The sequence below is a fragment of the Streptomyces sp. RKAG293 genome (assembly GCF_023701745.1).
GTDB lineage: Bacteria > Actinomycetota > Actinomycetes > Streptomycetales > Streptomycetaceae > Actinacidiphila.
Window position 1 is genome coordinate 7746927 of sequence record NZ_JAJOZB010000001.1, and the last position, 19346, is coordinate 7766272.

14 protein-coding genes are annotated in these 19346 nt (G+C 70.0%); 7 read left to right on the top strand and 7 right to left on the bottom strand.

Annotated elements, in window-relative coordinates; all coding sequences use genetic code 11:
• Window positions 1-28 precede the first annotated feature (28 nt).
• Window positions 29-928: an alpha/beta hydrolase gene (locus tag LNW72_RS34295; protein ID WP_250978933.1), complete on the top strand. Its 900-nt coding sequence runs from the start codon at window positions 29-31 to the stop codon at window positions 926-928.
• 78 nt (window positions 929-1006) lie between these two features.
• On the opposite strand, the gene LNW72_RS34300 is transcribed toward LNW72_RS34295, so the two are convergent.
• The 7 genes from LNW72_RS34300 to LNW72_RS34330 form a co-directional block, all read right to left on the bottom strand.
• Complete coding sequence (locus tag LNW72_RS34300; RefSeq protein WP_250978934.1) at window positions 1007-1705, bottom strand: hypothetical protein; 699 nt, start codon at window positions 1703-1705, stop codon at window positions 1007-1009.
• Window positions 1702-2067 carry a hypothetical protein gene (locus tag LNW72_RS34305; protein ID WP_250978935.1) on the bottom strand — a complete coding sequence of 122 codons (366 nt, stop codon included), beginning with the start codon at window positions 2065-2067 and terminating at the stop codon, window positions 1702-1704. Before LNW72_RS34305 ends, LNW72_RS34300 begins: the two co-directional genes overlap by 4 nt.
• A 177-nt stretch (window positions 2068-2244) precedes the next feature.
• Window positions 2245-2760: a hypothetical protein gene (locus LNW72_RS42190; protein ID WP_374117436.1), complete on the bottom strand. Its 516-nt coding sequence runs from the start codon at window positions 2758-2760 to the stop codon at window positions 2245-2247.
• 184 nt (window positions 2761-2944) lie between these two features.
• A complete protein-coding gene (locus LNW72_RS34315) occupies window positions 2945-3901 on the bottom strand; it encodes a hypothetical protein (protein WP_250978937.1) in 957 nt (318 codons plus the stop codon).
• A 172-nt stretch (window positions 3902-4073) separates the two neighbouring features.
• A complete protein-coding gene (locus tag LNW72_RS34320; protein ID WP_250978938.1) occupies window positions 4074-6044 on the bottom strand; it encodes an amino acid transporter in 1971 nt (656 codons plus the stop codon).
• Window positions 6045-6246: 202 nt separating this feature from the next.
• On the bottom strand, window positions 6247-8370 hold the full coding sequence (gene kdpB / locus LNW72_RS34325) for a potassium-transporting ATPase subunit KdpB (protein WP_285369864.1): 2124 nt from the start codon (window positions 8368-8370) through the stop codon (window positions 6247-6249).
• Between the two features lie 208 nt (window positions 8371-8578).
• Window positions 8579-10138 (bottom strand): Na+/H+ antiporter, encoded by a 1560-nt coding sequence (locus tag LNW72_RS34330; RefSeq protein ID WP_250978939.1) that lies wholly within the window; start codon window positions 10136-10138, stop codon window positions 8579-8581.
• A gap of 357 nt (window positions 10139-10495) precedes the next feature.
• Here LNW72_RS34330 and kdpF point away from each other — a divergent pair, with 357 nt between their 5' ends.
• From kdpF to LNW72_RS34360, 6 genes are all read left to right on the top strand, one after another.
• Entirely contained in the window at window positions 10496-10585 is a 90-nt protein-coding gene (gene kdpF, locus LNW72_RS34335; protein ID WP_250978940.1) for a K(+)-transporting ATPase subunit F, read from the top strand.
• Entirely contained in the window at window positions 10585-12249 is a 1665-nt protein-coding gene (kdpA, locus tag LNW72_RS34340; RefSeq protein ID WP_250978941.1) for a potassium-transporting ATPase subunit KdpA, read from the top strand. The genes kdpF and kdpA overlap by 1 nt, the downstream gene beginning before the upstream one ends.
• Window positions 12249-14378 carry a potassium-transporting ATPase subunit KdpB gene (gene kdpB / locus LNW72_RS34345; protein ID WP_285369865.1) on the top strand — a complete coding sequence of 710 codons (2130 nt, stop codon included), beginning with the start codon at window positions 12249-12251 and terminating at the stop codon, window positions 14376-14378. The genes kdpA and kdpB (LNW72_RS34345) overlap by 1 nt, the downstream gene beginning before the upstream one ends.
• Before the next feature lie 22 nt (window positions 14379-14400).
• Entirely contained in the window at window positions 14401-15033 is a 633-nt protein-coding gene (gene kdpC, locus LNW72_RS34350; RefSeq protein ID WP_250978942.1) for a K(+)-transporting ATPase subunit C, read from the top strand.
• An 85-nt stretch (window positions 15034-15118) separates the two neighbouring features.
• Complete coding sequence (locus LNW72_RS34355; RefSeq protein ID WP_250978943.1) at window positions 15119-17596, top strand: ATP-binding protein; 2478 nt, start codon at window positions 15119-15121, stop codon at window positions 17594-17596.
• 161 nt (window positions 17597-17757) lie between these two features.
• Window positions 17758-19341: a hypothetical protein gene (locus LNW72_RS34360; protein ID WP_250978944.1), complete on the top strand. Its 1584-nt coding sequence runs from the start codon at window positions 17758-17760 to the stop codon at window positions 19339-19341.
• Window positions 19342-19346: the final 5 nt, after the last annotated feature.

The window sequence follows — 19346 nt, forward strand, 5'->3', positions numbered from 1 at the left end:
GAAGAACGGCACTCATCTGGAGGATCGCATGAGCAAGGCACAGCGCGCGACAATCGACACCCTGATGCGGCAGGCACCGTTCGACGGCAGCCTCCCGCCGGAGCAACTGCGCAAGGACTTCGAAACCCAGATGACCTCGGGCCCGGCCCCGGCCGGGGTGACCGTCACCCCCTCCGTCCTCGGCGGGCGTCCCGCCCTGACCGTCGAGCCCCAGGGCAACCCCGCCACCGGGACGATCCTCTACTTCCATGGCGGATGCTGGGTCCTCGGCTCACCCGCCACGGCCCTGCAACTCACCGCCGCGCTGGTGCGCCGCACCGGCGTCCGCGCCGTCTCGGTCGACTACCGGCTCGCCCCCGAGCACCCCTTCCCCGCTGCCGTCGAGGACGGCCTCGCCGCCTACCGCGACCTGCTGGACCAGGGCACTCCGGCCGAGCAGATCGTCCTGGCCGGGGAGTCGGCCGGCGGCGGTCTCAGCATCACCACCCTGCTCACCGCCCGCGACGCCGGACTGCCGATGCCGGCCGCCGCGGTCGCCTTCTCCCCAGGCCTGGACGCCACTCGCTCGGGCGAGAGCATGACCACCAAGCACGACGCCGACCCGCTCTTCACCCGCGCGGACCTGACCACCGTCTTCGCCCACTACCTGGCCGGACAGGACCCCGACCAGCCCCTGCTGAGCCCGGCCCTCCACGCCGACCTGACCGGACTGCCACCGCTGCTGCTCCAGGCCGGCTCCAACGAGGTCCTGCTGGACGACTCCACCCGGTTCGCCGTCCGGGCGGCCGCTGCCGGGGTCGACGTCCAGCTCGACATCACCGCCGACGTTCCCCACGTCTTCCAGGCCTTCGAGGGCCTGCTGGACGAGGCCGACGCGGCCCTGACCCGCGCCGCCCGCTTCATCACCACCGCACTGGCCCGCACCTGAACCGCTCCTCAACACTGCGTGCTACCAGTCGCTCGCACGTTACTGACTCACGCTCCCAGGCGCGGTGCGGCGCGGGCGTCACGTTCCCGGATCCGGGGTGGGGACGATCACGCGGGCGAAGGCGTCGAGGTCGGCGAGGGCCGCGTAGAGCAGGCCGAGGTCGGGAGTGAAGGCGAACATCTGGACGTCCATGGCATGGGCCTCGGCGCGCCAGGCGTAGCCGAGGGTGGCGAGCAGCGCCTCGGAGGTTCCTTCCGATCCGTCGCCGAAGGAGCCGAAGGGGCCGAAGGAGCCGAAGGGGCCGAAGGGGCCGAAGCGCAGGACGCGCAGCCCCTCGCCGAGGTGGTCGCTGATGAAGATCTCCATGATCGGGGGCTCGGCGCCTTCGGTCTCCTCGCCGGTGCGGGCGCCGGAGTAGTACAGCAGGGCGTCCTCGGTGCTGTGCTCGGCCTGCCAGAGTGCGACGAAGACGGGAAGCGGCGGTCTGGCGGGGTCGGGCCAGTACAGGAAGTGCAGGTGAGCGGGGACGGTGCCGATGAGCGTTCCGTAGGCGCTGAGGATGGTCTGCTCGCATCGGGTGTGCAGGTCGGAGGGAGCGCCCACGGGGTGCCGGGCGGCCACCGACTCCGCTGCCCAGGCGGCATACGCGGTGGCGTCGGGCCAGGGCGTGCCGTCGAAGTCGAGCGGCAGCGGGATCCATGCGTCGGAGGGCGCTTCGGCGGTTGCCCAGTGGTCGGCGGGGCGCTGGGACCAGGTGAGGGTGCCGGCGGCGGTCATCGGTTCTCCCAGCGGAAGGTCGACATGATGGCGTCGAAAAGGCCGACGAGGAGTTCGGACATCTCGTCGTACGGGTCGCCGGCGCTGATGGTGGAGAACACGACGGCGAGCCAGCGGTCGGGATCCTGCGGAACCGAGATGACGAAGTCCACGCGGCGGGACGGGAATTCGGCCTGCCGGGCGGGATCGGCCGCAGCCACCCTGTCGGTGCGCACGGCGATCGCGCCGTCCAGCAGGACCGTCTCACTGCCGTCCGCGGCGGTGGCGAGCCGCAGCGCGACCATGTCGGGGTCGATGTCCTCGACCGAACCGAAGGACACCTCGGAGACGACAATCGACGCGGCGATGGGGATGCCGTGCATCAACTCCACCGGCAGATAGAGATCGAGCCCGGCGGCGTCCCTGGCCTGCCGGATCTGCAGGGCGAGGCGTTTCTCCAGATCGCGGCGGTAGGTGAAGACCTCGTCGCGCGGGAAGTTCTCGAAAGTCAGGTCGAGGATGCGGTGGACGGCGTCGTCGGTGCCCTGGCGCAGGGGTATCTACTTCCAGCCGGGTGGCAGGACGAGGGTGTACGAGTCCGACGAGCTGCGCTCGTACCTGGTCGACCACGCCCGTAGGGGGTGGCCGATTGGGCCAGCTTGGCCGTGTGGTGGATCTGGGCGAGGTATTCGGCGTCGGTGATGGCGATCACCTGGAGGCGGTGGGCCCGGGCGGCCAGCTGGGACACGACCGGCCCGACCACGAGCAACAGCACGGCGGTGGTGATGTTTGACGACACCGACCGGCGGAAGCACGAGTACGGAGCCGATCAGGAGCCCGATGCCCAGGGCACCCTGCTCGGGACGGGCCTGCTGGATCAGTGCGCGGCCGGCCTGGACCAGGACGTATGCCGCTGACGCCATCATCGCAACGGCGACGGTCCGCGTTGCGACCCGCTCGACCTGGCGGAGATCAGGGGAGGGGCCGCCCGCTCGATCGGGTTCACGTCTGAATCGCCAGATCAGGACCGCCGACGCTGAACCGTCGATCACCGAGCTGAGGCCGAACGCGAGCATCGCCAACGAACCGGTGACCGTACCCGCCACCAAGGATGCGATCCGTGCCAGCGCAGCCCAGATGACGCAACAGGCACACGCGATCACCGCAAGCCCGGCTTCCCGGATCCGCCCAGGGTGCCGGTCTCTCCGACGGCGGGAGAAGGAGGACAGGGTGTGATCGGCGAGCCGGGTGAGCCGCAGTTCAGCCGACGAGGGGGAGGTCGTTCCGGGGTGCCGCGGAGGCCGTGCCGAGGCGCTCCAGCAGTAGTCCCTCCCGGGTGGACCAGGGGCAGATGTCTACGCTCTTGGCCCCGCACGCGGAGAGAAGGGCCTCGGCGACCAGAGCGCCGGCCAGGGACTGTCCGGCGCGGTGCCGGGAGATGCCCGGCAGCTGGGTGAGCAGGGCGGGGTCCGCTGCGGCCAGCACCGGGATCCACCTGCGCAACTGGGGCAGCGTCAGCTGCTGCCCGGCATGGGGCTTCATGTCCGGGCACGGGGCGCCGGCCAGTTCGGCGAGCTGCTCGAAGGTCTTGGAACAGGCGACGACGCGCCCGTTCCGTGAGGCCACCGGCAGGTCGGGCACTGTCCCCAGGGCATGGCTGAGGTACTCGCGGATCTCCTGCAGACGCCCCGCCGACGGGAGGGTGCCGGCCGGGAACCAGTCCCGGGTGATCCGGCGGGCGCCCAGCGGCAGCGAAAGCGTGCTGCGGGGCTGCTCTCCGCGGCCCGAGGCGATCTCCACGGTGCCACCGCCGATGTCCAGCATCAGCAGCGAGCCGGTCCCGGAGCCCGCCCACTGCCGGGCCGCCACATAGGCCAGGCGGGCCTCCTCCTCGCCGGGCAGAACCCGCAGCCGGGTCCCGGTGGCGCGGGCCACCCGCGCGATGATCTCGTCGCGGTTGGGCGCGTCCCGGATGACGGAGGTCGCGAAGGGGAACACCGCCGACGGGCAGCCGAACCGGGCGGCGGCCGTCGCCTCGGCCACCGCGCGCTGCACGCTGGTGATTCCCGCCTCGCGTATGCGGCCCCTTCGGTCGAGCGCCTCGTGCAACCGCAGCCGCGCCTTGTACGAGAAGACCGGCTTCAACCCGCCGCCGGTTCGCCGCCGGACCACTGCCAGCAACGCGCTGTGGCACCCGACATCCAGTACTGCGGCCACTTCCGGGCGTGCCCCTTCCATCCGACTGTTTCCCCCGTTTCACAGTTCGATTGCGTTCGATCCTAGGCGCTGGGTGTCTGTGCGGGGTTGTTCCTGACACAACGTTGATCTCCGCCCATGGGCGGGTGACGCGATGTTGACACGCTCTTCGCCTGCGCTGAGCGGCCTGGGTTCAGCCGACGTGGACGCGGGGGCGTCGGTCGCGGTCGGGTTCGGCCTCGCGCAGTACTTCGCGGGTGACGGGTGCGACCTCGCCCTGTCCGAAGAGGAAGAACCGCAGGAACTGGGCGAAGGGGTTGCCCTCGGTCCACTCGAAGTAGATGTGCGGCCGCCGGTCGGTGAGGTCCCGTACGTGCAGCATCAGCGCGGCGAGGGCGTTGGGGATGGTGGAGCTCTCCAGGGCGAGTACGCGGTAGCGGCCGTGCAGCAGTTCGCCGGTCACCTTCACCTCGCTCTCGAAATCGGAGGGGTCGAGGACGGTGACCTCGACGAAGACGAAGTCCTCGTCCTCGGGGAGGTCGTTGTCGGCGCGGATCTGCTGGAGTTTGTCGTGGTACTCGGCCTCGTCGCGGCGGTCCGGTTCGTTCGCGATGAACCGGAGCTTGCGGGTGGCGTCATCGCGTACGAAGCGCTCGGCCGCCGCGTCGAGGACCACGTCGGTGACCCGCAGTTCGAAGGCGCGGGCGATGCGGGACAGCAGGGAGATGGCGATGATCCCCGCGATGAAGCAGGCGCCGATCTTCACGCCGTCGGGCCGCTCGACGATGTTCGCCCCTGTCGTGTACAGGAAGATCAGCGCGATGGTGGCGAAGCCGGCCGTCCAGCCGCGTTGCCCGGCCCGCCGGGCGGCGATGGTGACGGCGACCGCGGCGGAGGTGATGAGGACGAGGACGCCGGTGGCGTAGGCGCCGCTCTGGGCGTCCACATCGGCGTTGAAGATCCAGGTCACCAGGAAGGCGACGGCGATGAAGACCAGCACCATGGGGCGCACCGCGCGCGCCCAGTGGGGTGCCATGCCGTACCGCGGCAGGTAGCGGGGCATCAGGTTGAGCAGGCCGGCCATGGCCGAGGCGCCGGCGAACCACAGGATGGCGATGGTGGACGCGTCGTAGACGCTGCCGAAGGCCGAGCCCAGGTACTGGTGGGCCAGGTAGGCCAAGGCCCGTCCGTTGGCCTGTCCGCCGGCCTTGAACTCCTCCTGCGGGATGAGCAGGGTCGTGATCACGCTGGTGACGATGAGGAAGACGCTCATGATCACCGCGGCTGTGGTCAGCAGCTTCTTCGCATCCCGGATGCGCCCGGTGGGCCGATCCTCGGTGTCGCCCGCATCACCCTCGATGTGGGGCATGACGGCCACGCCGGTCTCGAATCCGGACAGGCCCAGCGCGAGCTTCGGGAAGATCAGCAGGGCCAGACCGATCATGGCGAAGGGGTTGCCGTGTTCGGTGGTGAGCGCCGACGACCAGTCGGTGATCAGGTGCGGCGCCTTGATCACGTGCCACAGCCCCACCACCGCGACCACGACGTTCAGTGCCAGGTAGACCCCCACCAGCGCCACCGAGATCCCGATGGCCTCGGTGAATCCCTTGAGGAACACCGCGCCGAGCAGGCCGACCAGCACCAGGGTGATGGCCATCTGGTGGCCGTGCAGAGCGCTGGTGAAGTGCGGGTTCTCCACCAGGTGGGCGGTGGCGTCGGCCGCCGACAGGGTGATCGTGATCAGGAAGTCGGTCGCGGCGAAGCCGAGCAGGGCCAGCACGAACAGCTTGCCCTTCCAGAACGACAACAGCCGCTCCAGCATCGCGATCGAACCCTCGCCGTGCGGGCTCTCCTCCGCCACCCGCCGGTACACCGGCAGTGCGCCCGCCAGAGTCACGGCCACCAGCACCACCGTGGCCAGCGGGGACAGCAGACCGGCCGCCAGGGCGGCGATACCCGGCTGGTAACCCAGCGTCGAGAAGTAGTCCAGCCCCGTCAGGCACATCACCCGCCACCACCGCTGCCCGTGGTGCGCACCGGGAGCCTGCGCCTTCGCCCCCGACCCCTGCTTGCCCATGTCCGCCAGGCCCTCGAGCAGCCACGGACGCAGACGCCACGGGGCCCGGCCCCCGGATCCGGATTCCGCCTGGTCGGAGGTGGCCACCGTGAACTCCTTCGGGCTGATCGGACTGCGAAGTGAGCCGGCCGTCGACGAGACGGCCAGGTCAGCGTACGCAACCCGACCACGGGACGCCCGCCCCCACGCCCCTGAGCCGCGGCCGTGTCCCCGCGGAACCCGACCACGGAGCGGCGGGGGAGGCGCAGGCCGGTCACGCCAAGGGGACCAGGCTGGTGCCCGTACGACCTCAGCCGATGCCCGGGATGAACTGGACCAGCAGGTCGATGAGTTTGATGCCGATGAAGGGCAGGACGAGGCCGCCGAGCCCGTACACCATCAGGTTGCGGCGCAGCAGGTCGGAGGCGGAGGAGGGGGTGTAGCGGACGCCGCGCAGGGCGAGGGGGATGAGGGCGACGATGATCAGGGCGTTGAAGATGATCGCTGAGGCGATCGCCGATGTGGGGCTGTGCAGGCCCATGATGTTGAGGGCGTCCAGGCCCGGGTAGGCGCCGGCGAACATGGCGGGGATGATCGCGAAGTACTTGGCGACGTCGTTGACGATGGAGAAGGTGGTCAACGCACCGCGGGTGATGAGGAGTTGTTTGCCCACCTCGACGATCTCGATGAGCTTGGTGGGGTTGGAGTCCAGGTCCACCATGTTCCCGGCCTCCTTGGCGGCCGAGGTACCGGTGTTCATCGCCACCCCCACATCGGCCTGCGCGAGCGCCGGCGCGTCGTTGGTGCCGTCGCCCGTCATCGCGACCAGGTTGCCGCCTTCCTGCTCGCGCTTGATCAGGGCCAGCTTGTCCTCGGGAGTGGCCTCGGCGAGGAAGGAGTCCACGCCGGCTTCCGCGGCGATGGCCTCGGCCGTGCGGGGGTTGTCGCCGGTGATCATGATGGTCCTGATACCCATCCGGCGCAGTTGGGCGAAGCGCTCGCGGATGCCGTCCTTGACGACGTCCTTGAGGTGGATGACTCCCAGAACGCGGGGCCCGTAGCCGTCGTACACCGCGACCAGCAGCGGGGTACCGCCCGATGAGGAGATCTCCGCGACGACGCGGTCCAGGCCCTCCTCGACCGTGCCTCCCTGACCGGTGACCCAGGCGGCCACCGCGGCGGCGGCGCCCTTGCGGATCATGCGTCCGTCCGCCAGGTCGACACCGCTCATCCGGGTCTGCGCGGAGAAGGCCATGAAGCGCGCGCCGGGAAGTTCGCCCTGGTCGCGGGCGCGCAGCCGGTAGCGCTCCTTCGCGAGGACGACGACGGACCGGCCCTCGGGGGTCTCGTCGGCCAAGGAGGACAGTTGGGCGACGTCCGCGAACTGCCGGTCCTCGATCCCGGCGGCGGGGACGAAGGCGGTGGCCTGCCGGTTGCCGAAGGTGATGGTGCCGGTCTTGTCGAGCAGGAGGGTCGAGACGTCGCCCGCCGCCTCGACGGCCCGGCCGGACATCGCCAGGACGTTGCGCTGCACCAACCGGTCCATGCCCGCGATGCCGATCGCCGACAGCAGCGCGCCGATCGTCGTCGGGATGAGGGTCACCAGCAGGGCGACCAGCACGACCGTGGACTGGGCGGAGTGCGCGTAACCGGCCATGGGCTGCAGGGTGACGACGACCAGCAGGAAGACGATCGTCAGCGAGGCGAGCAGGATGTTCAGCGCCGTCTCGTTGGGGGTCTTCTTGCGCTCCGCGCCCTCGACCAGGGCGATCATCCGGTCGATGAACGTGCCGCCCGGCTTCGACGTGATCCGCACGATGATCCGGTCGGACAGCACCCGGGTGCCGCCGGTGACGGACGAGCGGTCGCCGCCGGATTCACGGATGACCGGGGCCGATTCACCGGTGATGGCGGACTCGTCGACCGCGGCGATGCCGATGATGACCTCGCCGTCCCCGGGAATGACCTCGCCTGCGGCGACGACCACGACGTCCCGCGGCCGTAGTTCCGTCGACGGGACGATGTCCTCCGGGCAGTCGGTCTCCCCGAAGTGCCAGCGGTGCAGACGGCGGGCGACCGTCTCCGTACGGGTTCTGCGCAGCGATTCGGCCTGCGCCTTGCCCCGCCCTTCGGCGACGGCTTCGGCGAGGTTGGCGAAGACCACGGTCAGCCACAGCCACACGGTGATCAGCCAGGCGAACACGGTCGCCGCGAAGACCGCGGACAAGGTGGTGAGGGACGCGCCGATCTCCACGACGAACAGCACCGGGTTCTTCACCATCACCCGGGGGTGCAGCTTCCGCAGCGCCTCCGGGAAAGAGCTGATCAGTTGCTGAGGGTCCATCAGCCCGGCGGCTATGCGGTGCGGGCCCTCCGTCCGGTGCGGTGCGGGGGTGTCGCGGGCGGAAGCCTTCTCAGGCGCCGTGAAAGACATACGGGATCTACCCCTGGGCATACGGGCGCGGGCTGCCCGGCGGGACCACTCGGCGCAGCACCGGAGCGGACCGGCGCTGTCAGCCAACCGTCCACCACTGGTGGACTGCCGTGCTTTTGACGTATCCCTGGCGCTTTCCGGCCGGGCCCTTGCGCGATCTTGATACCGGCACCTGTGGTGACGCCGGCACCCGTGGGCGGATGGTGGGTCAGGTGCCCGCGAGACGGGCCTCCTCGAGGTCCAGCGAACGCTGCAACCGACGGCGGGTGGTGTCACTGATCCGGTGGTCGTCGTAGAGGCGCTGGAGCTCGGCGGTCTCCACCACGATCAGGTCGCGGCGCAGCTGGCGGTAGACGTGGTCGGCGGATTCGGTGTGATCGGCGTCGCTGAGACGGTCGTGGGCGTGGTCGATACGGGACTGGAAGCTGCGGCGGAGACGGTCTATCACCACGTCGGGGGCGGCTTCGAGTTCGGACAGTTCGTCCAGGCGGCGGATGCCCGCCTCGGCGAGATCGCAGCGGGCGGTGGCCTCCTCCCGTTCGGTGTGGTCGGGTTCGAGAGCGATCCCGGAGCGCCGGACGACCGAGGCGAGGGTGAAGCCCTGCGCCACGAGGGTCACGACGACGACCGAGGTGGCCAGGACGAGAACCAGGGGGCGGTGGCCGAGCGCGGCTCCGTCGTCCGTGACGAGGGGGATGGACAGCGCGGCCGCCAGCGGTACGACGCCCCGGGTGCCCGCCCAGGACATCACCACCGGCACCCGCCACGAGGCTCGCCGGCCGCCTTTCCACTGGACGACGGCCGAGAGCGGGAAGATCCACAGCATCCGTACGGCGACGAGCGTCGCGGCCAGGGCGACCGCGTGCAGCGGCCACAGCCGGTCCTCGTCGGACAGCGCGGAGATGAGGGTGGGCAGAGCCAGGCCGATGAGACTGAAGACGACGCTCTCCAGCAGGAACACCACGGTGCCGTAGACAGCGTGCAACTGGAGGCGGATGCCCGCGTTGGTCAGCCGGTCGCCCCGTCCGCCGAGGACGACTCCGGCGACCACCACGGAGGTCACGCCGGAGGTGTGGGCCGCCTCGGCGAGGACGTAGGCGGCGTACGGGGTCACGAGTGCGATCACCGTTTCCAGCACCGGGTCCTCGGTCCGCCGCCGGATCGCCGACACCACCAGGGCGACCGCGGCTCCGATGAGGGTGCCGCCACCGGCCAGGAGCAGGAACTGGCCGCCGGCGCTCTGCCAGGACACTGCCGTGGACGCGACGGCGATGCTGACCGCGACCCGGAAGAGCACCAGGGAGGTGGCGTCGTTGAACAGGCTCTCCGCCTGTACCAGGGTCTGCACCTTCGGCGGCAGCGCCAGCCGCCTGCCGAGCGCGGTGACGGCCACGGGATCGGTGCTGGCCAGCACCGCACCCAGCACCAGGGCCAGCTGCCAGGTCAGCGGGGTGAGCAGACATGCGACCGCGCCGACGGCCGCCGCCGAGGCCAGGACCAGGCCGACCGCGAGGATGCTGACCGGCTTCCAGACCGCGCGCAGCTCGCGCAGGGAGAGCTCCTCGGCGCTGGCGTACAGCAGCGGCGGCAGCACCACCAGCCCGATGATCTCGGGAGTGACACGGATCTCCGGCGTTCCGGGCAGCAGCGCGACGACGAGGCCCGCGACGACGAGCAGGGAGGGTGCGGGGATACGCCAGCGGCGGGCTCCGGTGGCCACGACGGTGGCGAGCACCACGAGAATCAGAACCGTACCCACACCGCGCATGCCGCCCCCTGGATCGAGTTCAGGCCATGCAGGCCCGTCTCGCCGACCAGTCTTCCCGGCACACCGCCTTGACCCTATCGGCCCAACCCCTGTCAAGGCAGCGTCAATGTCCTGCCGATAGGTGCCAGGGAAGCGTTAAAGGCACTCCTCAGTGGAACTTCCGCGCAGTTCGGTATGGAGGCCGGTTCCGGCCGGTGCCACTGCGGGGTCCTTTCCCATCACCGTCCGGCTCCTGCCGCGCGGTGCTGTCCTTCATGACATCAGGGGTGCATCGCCCATGTCCGATCTCGTCTTCATCGGCGTCACGGTTGCCGTGTTCGTCGTTCTCGCCCTGGTGGCCAAGGGGGTGGACCGGCTGTGAGCGTTGAGAACATCGTCGGCCTCGTCGTCGCCGCGGGCCTGCTGGGGTACCTGGTGCTGGCTCTCATCTTCCCGGAGAAGTTCTAGTGAACGACACTCTCGCCGGATGGCTCCAGATCCTCGCCCTGGTCGGGGCGCTGGCCCTCACCTACCGCCCGCTGGGCGACTACATGGCCCATGTCCTCACCACCACCAAACACCTGAGGGTGGAGCGCGGTATCTACAAGCTCGGCGGGGTGGACGCTGACGCAGACCAGCGGTGGTCGGTCTACCTCCGCAGCGTCCTGGCCTTCTCCGCCGTTTCCGTCGTCTTCCTCTACGGCTTCCAGCGGCTGCAGAACCACCTGCTGCTCTCGATCGGCTTCCCACCGGTCAAGGCGGACCAGGCGTTCAACACCGCGGCGTCCTTCGTCACCAACACGAACTGGCAGTCGTACTCCGGTGAAGTGACGATGGGGCACCTGGTCCAGATGATGGGCCTGGCGGTGCAGAACTTCGTCTCCGCCGCGGTGGGCATCGCGGTCGTCGCCGCGCTGATCCGCGGCTTCACCCGCAGGAGGACCGACCGGGTCGGCAACTTCTGGGTGGACCTGACGCGCATTGTCGTACGCCTCCTGGTTCCGATGGCGTTCGTCTTCGCGCTGGTCCTGGTCGCGGCCGGCGCCATCCAGAACTTCCACGGGATCCACGACATCGCCACGCTGGCGGGCGACCACCAGTCACTCACGGGTGGACCGGCGGCCTCGCAGGAGGCCATCAAGGAGCTGGGCACCAACGGCGGCGGCTTCTACAACGCCAACTCCGCTCACCCCTTCGAGAACCCCAACGCGTTCACGAACCTGCTGGAGATCTACCTCCTGCTGGTGATCTCGTTCTTGCTGCCGCGCACCTTCGGCAGGATGGTCGGTGACAACCGCCAGGGCTACGCGATCCTCGCGGTCATGGCCCTGATCTGGGCGGGCTCCGTCGCGATCGTGACGGCCAACGAGCTGCACAGCGTCAGCAGCAGCGCCGGGCACGCGGCCGGCGGGATGATGGAGGGCAAGGAACAGCGGTTCGGGATCTGGGCGTCGGCGCTCTTCGCGGTGTCGACCACGCTCACCTCGACCGGCGCCGTCAACTCCTTCCACGACTCGTTCACGCCCGGCGGCGGCGGTATGACGATCTTCAACATGATGCTGGGCGAGATCGCACCCGGTGGCACCGGCTCCGGCCTCTACGGCATCCTGATCCTCGCGATCATCGCCGTCTTCGTCGCCGGACTGATGGTCGGCCGCACCCCGGAGTACCTGGGCAAGAAGCTCGGCGCCCGCGAGATGAAGTTCGCTTCGCTGTACATCCTCACCACCCCGGCGGTCGTACTGGTGGGCACCGGGTTCGCGATGGCGCTGCCGGGGGAGCGGGCCTCGATGCTCAACTCCGGCGCACACGGGTTCTCCGAGGTCCTGTATGCGTTCACCTCGGCCGCGAACAACAACGGGTCGGCGTTCGCGGGCATCAGCGTCAACACCGAGTGGTACAACACCGCCCTCGGCCTGGCGATGCTCTTCGGCCGCTTCCTACCGATGATCTTCGTGCTGGCGCTGGCCGGGTCGCTGGCCCAACAGCGGCCCGTGCCCGTCACCGCGGGCACCCTGCCGACCCACCGGCCGCAGTTCGTCGGCCTGCTGGTCGGCGTGATCCTCATCGTCGTCGGTCTCACCTACTTCCCCGCGCTCGCGCTGGGCCCGATCGCGGAAGGTCTGCACTGATGTCCCTCACCACCGCCAGACCACCGGCATCGCCGGGCGGCCCGCCGCCCGCCTCCCAGGGACCGCACCGCGTCTCGGGCGGTCTCCTCGATCCCCAGCAGATGCTCAAGGCCGTTCCCGACGCGCTGCGCAAGCTCGATCCGCGCACGCTGGTCCGCAACCCCGTCATGTTCGTCGTCGGCGTCGGCGCGGTCCTCACCACGCTGTCCGCGATCAAGGACCCCAGCGTCTTCGCCTGGGTGATCACCGTATGGCTCTGGCTCACCACCATCTTCGCGAACCTCGCGGAGGCCGTGGCCGAAGGACGCGGCAAGGCACAGGCCGAAACGCTGCGCCGCACCAAGACCGAGACGGTGGCGCGCCGGCTCGACGGCTGGCAGCCGCGCTCGCAGACCGCCAAGGAAGCGTCGGTCCCCGCCGCCGAACTGCGGCTCGGCGACCATGTGGTGGTCGAAGCCGGTCAGATCATCCCGGGCGACGGCGATGTCGTCGAAGGCATCGCCTCCGTCGACGAGTCGGCCATCACCGGTGAGTCGGCCCCGGTCATCCGGGAGTCCGGCGGTGACCGCAGCGCGGTGACCGGTGGCACGAAGGTGCTCTCCGACCGCGTCGTCATCAAGATCACCTCCAAGCCCGGTGAGACGTTCATCGACCGGATGATCGCCCTGGTGGAAGGCGCCTCGCGGCAGAAGACGCCGAACGAGATCGCGCTGAACATCCTGCTCGCCTCGCTCACCATCGTCTTCCTGCTGGCCGTCGTCACGCTCCAGCCGATGGCGATCTTCGCGAACGCCGAGCAGTCCATCGTCATCCTGGTGTCCCTGGTGGTCGCCCTCATCCCGACCACCATCGGCGCGCTGCTGTCGGCGATCGGCATCGCGGGTATGGACCGGCTGGTGCAGCGCAACGTGCTGGCGATGTCGGGCCGTGCCGTCGAGGCCGCAGGTGACGTCAACACGCTGCTGCTCGACAAGACCGGCACCATCACCCTCGGCAACCGTCAGGCAGCCGAGTTCCTGCCGGTCGGTGGGGTGGACATCGAGCAGCTCGCCGACGCGGCACAGTTGTCCTCGCTGTCCGACGAGACGCCCGAGGGCCGCTCCATCGTCGTGCTGGCGAAGGAGAAGTACGGACTGCGCGGCCGGGCCGAAGGGGAGCTCGGGCACGCAACGTTCGTGCCGTTCACCGCACAGACGCGGATGAGCGGTGTCGACCTGGCCGACCGGTCGCTGCGCAAGGGCGCCGCCACCGCGGTGATGAAGTGGGTCCGCGACAACGGCGGCCACCCCACCGACGAGGTCGGCCCGGCCGTCGACGGCATCTCGTCGGCCGGCGGCACACCCCTGGTCGTCGGCGAGATCGTCCGGAAGGGAGACACCAGCACCGCCCGCGTGCTGGGCGTGATCAACCTCAAGGACGTCGTCAAGGAGGGCATGCGGGAGCGGTTCGACGAGCTGCGCCGGATGGGCATCCGCACGGTGATGATCACCGGTGACAACCCCATGACCGCCAAGGCGATCGCCGAGGAAGCCGGGGTGGACGACTTCCTCGCGGAGGCGACTCCCGAGGACAAGATGGCGCTGATCAAGCGGGAGCAGGCGGGCGGAAAGCTCGTCGCGATGACCGGTGACGGCACCAACGACGCTCCCGCACTCGCCCAGGCGGACGTGGGCGTGGCCATGAACACCGGTACCTCGGCCGCCAAGGAGGCCGGGAACATGGTGGACCTGGACTCCAACCCCACCAAGCTCATCGAGATCGTGGAGATCGGCAAGCAGTTGCTGATCACCCGTGGCGCGCTGACGACGTTCTCCATCGCCAACGACGTCGCGAAGTACTTCGCGATCATCCCCGCCATGTTCGCCGTCGCGTACCCCGGCCTGGACAAGCTCAACATCATGAGCCTGCACAGCCCGCAGTCCGCGATCACCTCGGCGATCATCTTCAACGCGCTGATCATCATCGCGCTGATCCCGCTCGCGCTGCGAGGCGTCCGCTACCGCCCGTCCTCGGCCGCGGCCCTGCTCAACCGCAACATCATGGTCTACGGACTCGGCGGGCTCGTCCTCCCGTTCATCGGCATCAAAGTCATCGACCTGATCATCCAGTTCATCCCCGGACTGCGCTGACCCGCGAAAGAAGGTGTTCCCCATGTCCAAGCTCTTCCCGGCCGCAGTCCGCCAGCACCTGACGGCGCTGCGCATGCTGCTCCTGCTGACCGTCGTCACCGGCATCATCTATCCGCTGGCGGTCACCGGCATCGCCCAGGCCGTGTTCCCCGGCCAGGCCAACGGCTCCGAGGTGCGGCAGAACGGCAAGGTCGTCGGTTCCAGCCTGCTGGGTCAGACCTTCGACCTCCCCAAGAAGAACCCCGACGACGCGGACGAGGCGGCGCTGCCCGACCCCAAGTGGTTCCAGCCCCGGCCCTCCGCCGGCGGCTACGACCCGAAGGCGTCCGGCGCCTCCAACCTCGGCCCGAACAACGAGGACCTGATCAAGGCGATCGAGCAGCGGCGCAAGGACGTCGCAGCCTTCGACGGCGTCGCACCGGACCAGGTTCCGGTGGACGCCCTGACCGCGAGTGGTTCGGGTCTCGACCCGCACATCTCCAAGGCCTACGCCGATGAGCAGGTCGCACGGGTCGCCAGGGCCCGGAACCTGCCGGTGGACACGGTCCGCCAGCTGGTCGCTGACCACGTCCAGGGACGCAACGCCGGCTTCATGGGTCAGGAACGCGTCAATATCGTCCAGCTGAACCTTGCCCTGGCCGATCTCGCCCGATGATGAACAGCACACACCGCGCCCCGGCCGCACAGGTTCCCTCTGTGCGGCCGGGGCGAGCTTTCGGCAGGAGGAGGACGGCGCGTTGGTGACTACGGACGTTCGGCCCGGACGGCTGAAGGTCTTCCTGGGCGCGGCCCCCGGCGTCGGCAAGACCTACCGGATGCTCGACGAGGGCCGCCGCAGGAGGGAACGCGGCACCGATGTGGTGGTCGCGTTCGTCGAGTGCCACAAGCGCCGGCACACCGAGGACATGCTCGACGGTCTGGAGGTGCTGCCCCGCACCCGGCGCGACTACCGCGGCGCCGAGTTCCCCGAGATGGACCTCGACGCGGTGCTGGAACGGCATCCCGAGGTGGCGCTGGTCGACGAGCTCGCGCACACCAACGTGCCCGGCGGCCGCAACGTCAAGCGCTGGCAGGACGTCGAGGAACTGCTCGCCGCCGGGATCGACGTCGTCACGACCGTCAACATCCAGCACCTGGAATCGCTCAACGACGTCGTCGAGAAGATCACCAAGGTGCCGCAGCGCGAGACCGTGCCGGACGACGTCGTCCGCCGGGCCTTCCAGATCGAGCTGGTCGACATGCCGGCCGAGGCACTGCGCCGCCGTATGGCGCACGGCAACGTCTACGCCCCGGAGAAGGTGGACGCCGCGCTGTCCAACTACTTCCGGGTCGGCAATCTCACCGCGCTGCGCGAACTGGCACTGCTGTGGGTGGCCGGACGGGTCGACGAGGCACTGCAGAAGTACCGCTCCGAGCACGGCATCGCGGGCGTGTGGGAGACCCGTGAACGCGTCGTGGTGGCCCTGACCGGCGGCCCGGAGGGCGGGACCCTCATCCGCCGGGCCGCCCGTATCGCGGATCGCAGCGCGGGGGGCGATCTGCTCGCCGTCCACATCACCCGCAGCGACGGACTGTCCACCGGCTCCTCACCCGCGTCCCTGGCCAAGCAGCGCCAGCTCATCGAGAGCCTCGGCGGCAGTTACCACTCCGTCGTCGGCGACGACGTGCCCACCGCACTGATGGAGTTCGCCCGCGCCGAGAACGCCACCCAGTTGGTACTGGGAACCAGCAGCCGCGGCCGTCTCGAGCGCTTCCTCACCGGGCGCGGCATCGGCGAGACGGCCGTCGGCCTGTCCGACGACATCGACGTCCACATGGTCACGCACGAACGGGCCGGCCGCGGGCGGCTGCTGCCCTCGCGGCGCCGTACGCTGCCGACCTCGCGACTGATCGCGGGGCCGGTCTCCGGTCTGGTGCTTCCGGTGGCCCTCACCTTCATCCTGACGCACACCCGGGGGAGCCTCAACCTCACCAGCGAGGCGCTGCTGTTCCTGATGGTGGTCGTGGGCGTGGCGTGCGTCGGCGGCGTGGTCTCGGCCGTGGTCGCGTCGGTGACCGCCTCGCTCCTGCTCAACTACTACTTCATCCCGCCGGTCGGCCACTTCACCATCTCCGAGCCCAACAACATCCTGGCGCTGGGGGTCTTCGCCGCCGTCGCGGGCACGGTCGCCGCCATCGTGGACCGGTCACTGCGGCTGTCACGACGCGCGGCCCGGGCGACGGCCGAGGCGGAGACGCTGTCATCACTCGCCGGGAACATCGTGCGCGGCGACCAGGCGGTCCCGGCCCTGCTGGAACGCGCGCGGGAGACGTTCGGCATGGACTCGGCCGAACTGGTCGAGGGACCGATGGCCGACGACACCGCCCTCCGGGTGCCGGTGGGCTCCGACTCCTTCCTCGTGCTGCGCGGCCGTACGCTGCCCGCCTCCGAGCGCCGCGTCCTGACCGCGTTCGCCGCGCACGTCACCGCCGCGGTCGAGCGGGACCGGCTCGCCGAAGCGGCCGCCGAGGTCGAACCGGTCAAGGCCGCCGACCGGATGCGTACCGCGCTGCTCGCCGCCGTCAGCCACGATCTGCGCACCCCGCTGGCCAGCGGTTGGGCGGCCATCAGTTCGCTGCGCAGCCGCGACGTCGACTTCTCCGAGGAGGATCGCGAGGAACTGCTCGCCACCGCTGAGGAGTCCCTGATCCGGCTCAACCGGCTGGTGGACAATCTGCTGGACATGAGCCGGCTCCAGGCCGGCGCGCTCACGTTGAACCTGCGGGCCACCGCACTGGAGGAAGTCCTGCCAGCGGCTCTGGACTCGCTGCCCGCGGACGGTCCTGATGTCGAGTTCCAGGGCGTGGAAGCGGCGCCTGCCGTGCTGGCCGATCCACCGCTGCTGGAACGGGTGATCGCCAACCTCATCAGCAACGCCGCCCGGCACACACCGCCCGGGGAGTGCGTCCTGTTGAGCGCCAGCGCGCTGGCCGACCGCGTGGAACTGCGGGTCGTCGACCGGGGTCCGGGGCTGCCGGACGTCGACCGGGACCGGGTCTTCGAACCGTTCCAACGGCTGGGCGACACCGACAACAGCACTGGCATCGGGCTCGGTCTGGCCCTGGCCCGCGGTCTCACCGAGGCGATGGACGGCACCCTCACCCCCGAGGACACGCCCGGCGGGGGCCTGACCATGGTCGTCTCCCTCCCCGCCGCCGGGACCGAAGGGTTGGGCTGACGGGAGCCCACTGCCGCGGTGGTCGTCAGGAACTCATCAAGAGTCACCCACCAGGCGTCAGGAGATCATCAACGCCCTTACCCCGTAGAACTGTTGAGCGGAAGGCTGTCGTGTCAGGGGGACGGACCACCGTCCGTGGTGCGAGGCTGGAGGGCCGTTGGATGGCTGAGACCATCGTGGCCGGTATATCGCGAGGCAACGGGCCGGGGGGCCCTGACGGAACGCCTGCGCCCCATGCCGACACCGCCCTCCTGGGGCACAACCGGCCCGTCGGCCGGGAGCCCGCCGGGCCGCCGCTGCCTCCCCAGCGGCGGCCCGGACCGTCGAAGCCCGCGATCCTGGCGGCCGCGCTGCGCGGCCGCTTCTGGAACTCGACTCCCGAGCGCCTGCGGCTGCTGCGGTCGGCGGTGCTGCTGCTCGTCCTGGCGTGTGCCGCGACGGTGACCGCCGCGGGCCTGGGTGTGGCGGGCACCTGGGACGACATCACCCAGCGGAACGCCCCGCGGGTGACCGGTGCCGGTGATCTGTACTTCGCGCTCAACGACATGGACGCGCAGGCCGCCAACCAGCTGCTGTCCAGCGGTGGCCCCCAGGTGGCGGCCATGCCGGCCCAGCACGAGGCGGCCGAGAAGGTCTACGCCGCCGCCCGCCACACCGTCAGCGCCGAACTCCTCCTGCTGGCCGGGGCCGCCCACGGCGACCCGCAGGCCGAGGCCACCGTCGTCCGCTTCACCGACGACTTCGCCCGCTACCAGGAACTCATCGGCCGCGCCCTGGAGAACGACGCCCACGACCGGCGCAAGACCGACGCCCTCACCGACTACCGCACGGCCACGGACCTACTCCGGCAGACGCTGCTGCCGGAGGCGGAGCACCTGGGACAGACCAACGACGGCGCGTTCGAGGCGACCTACAACGCCCGGCACCGCACTCTCGGGGGACAGACCGCTGCTGTCATCGCCCTGGGACTGGCGCTCACCGTCGTCCTGGTCGCCACTCAGCTGTATCTGGCACGCCGCTTCCGCCGGATCATCAACCCGGGGCTTCTCGCCGCCACGGTCTGCACGGTGCTGACCACCGTCCTTGGCGCCACGGCGCTGGCGACCGAGGCCGAGGATCTGCGCGTCGCCCGCCATGACGCCTTCGACTCCGTCGTGGCCCTGTCCCAGGCCCGCGCGCTGTCCTACGACGCCAACGCCGACGAGAGCCGCTTCCTGCTCGACGTACAGCGCCACGGCACCTACGAGCAGGCCTTCCAGGACACGTCGCAGCGGCTCCTCACCCTGCCCGGCGCCACCTTGGACACCTACAACGCCCGCCTCGACGAGGCGTGGACCGCCTACGGCGCCGACCACCGCGATCTGCGCTTCACCGGCTACTACGGCAACGAGTTCCGCAACATCACCTTCCCCGGTGAACGCGCCGCCGCCGAATCGGCCGTCCAGGCCTACGCGGTCTATGAGCGCGACGACCGCACCATCCGCGGCCTGGTGCAACAGGGCCGCCTGCAGGACGCCGTGGAATTCGGTATCGGCTGGAGTCAGGGCGCGTCCAACTACCACTTCGCGCAGTACGACACCGCGTTGCAGAAGGTCATCGGCATCAACCGCGCGGCCTTCGACGACGCTGCCGGTGACGGACGCGCCCTCGTCGCCGGGAGCCTTTGGCCGGCAGGTGGCGCGCTGCTCGCAGCGGCCGTCCTCACCGTCCTCGGGCTGCGCCCCCGCCTGGCGGAGTTCCGCTGACGTGA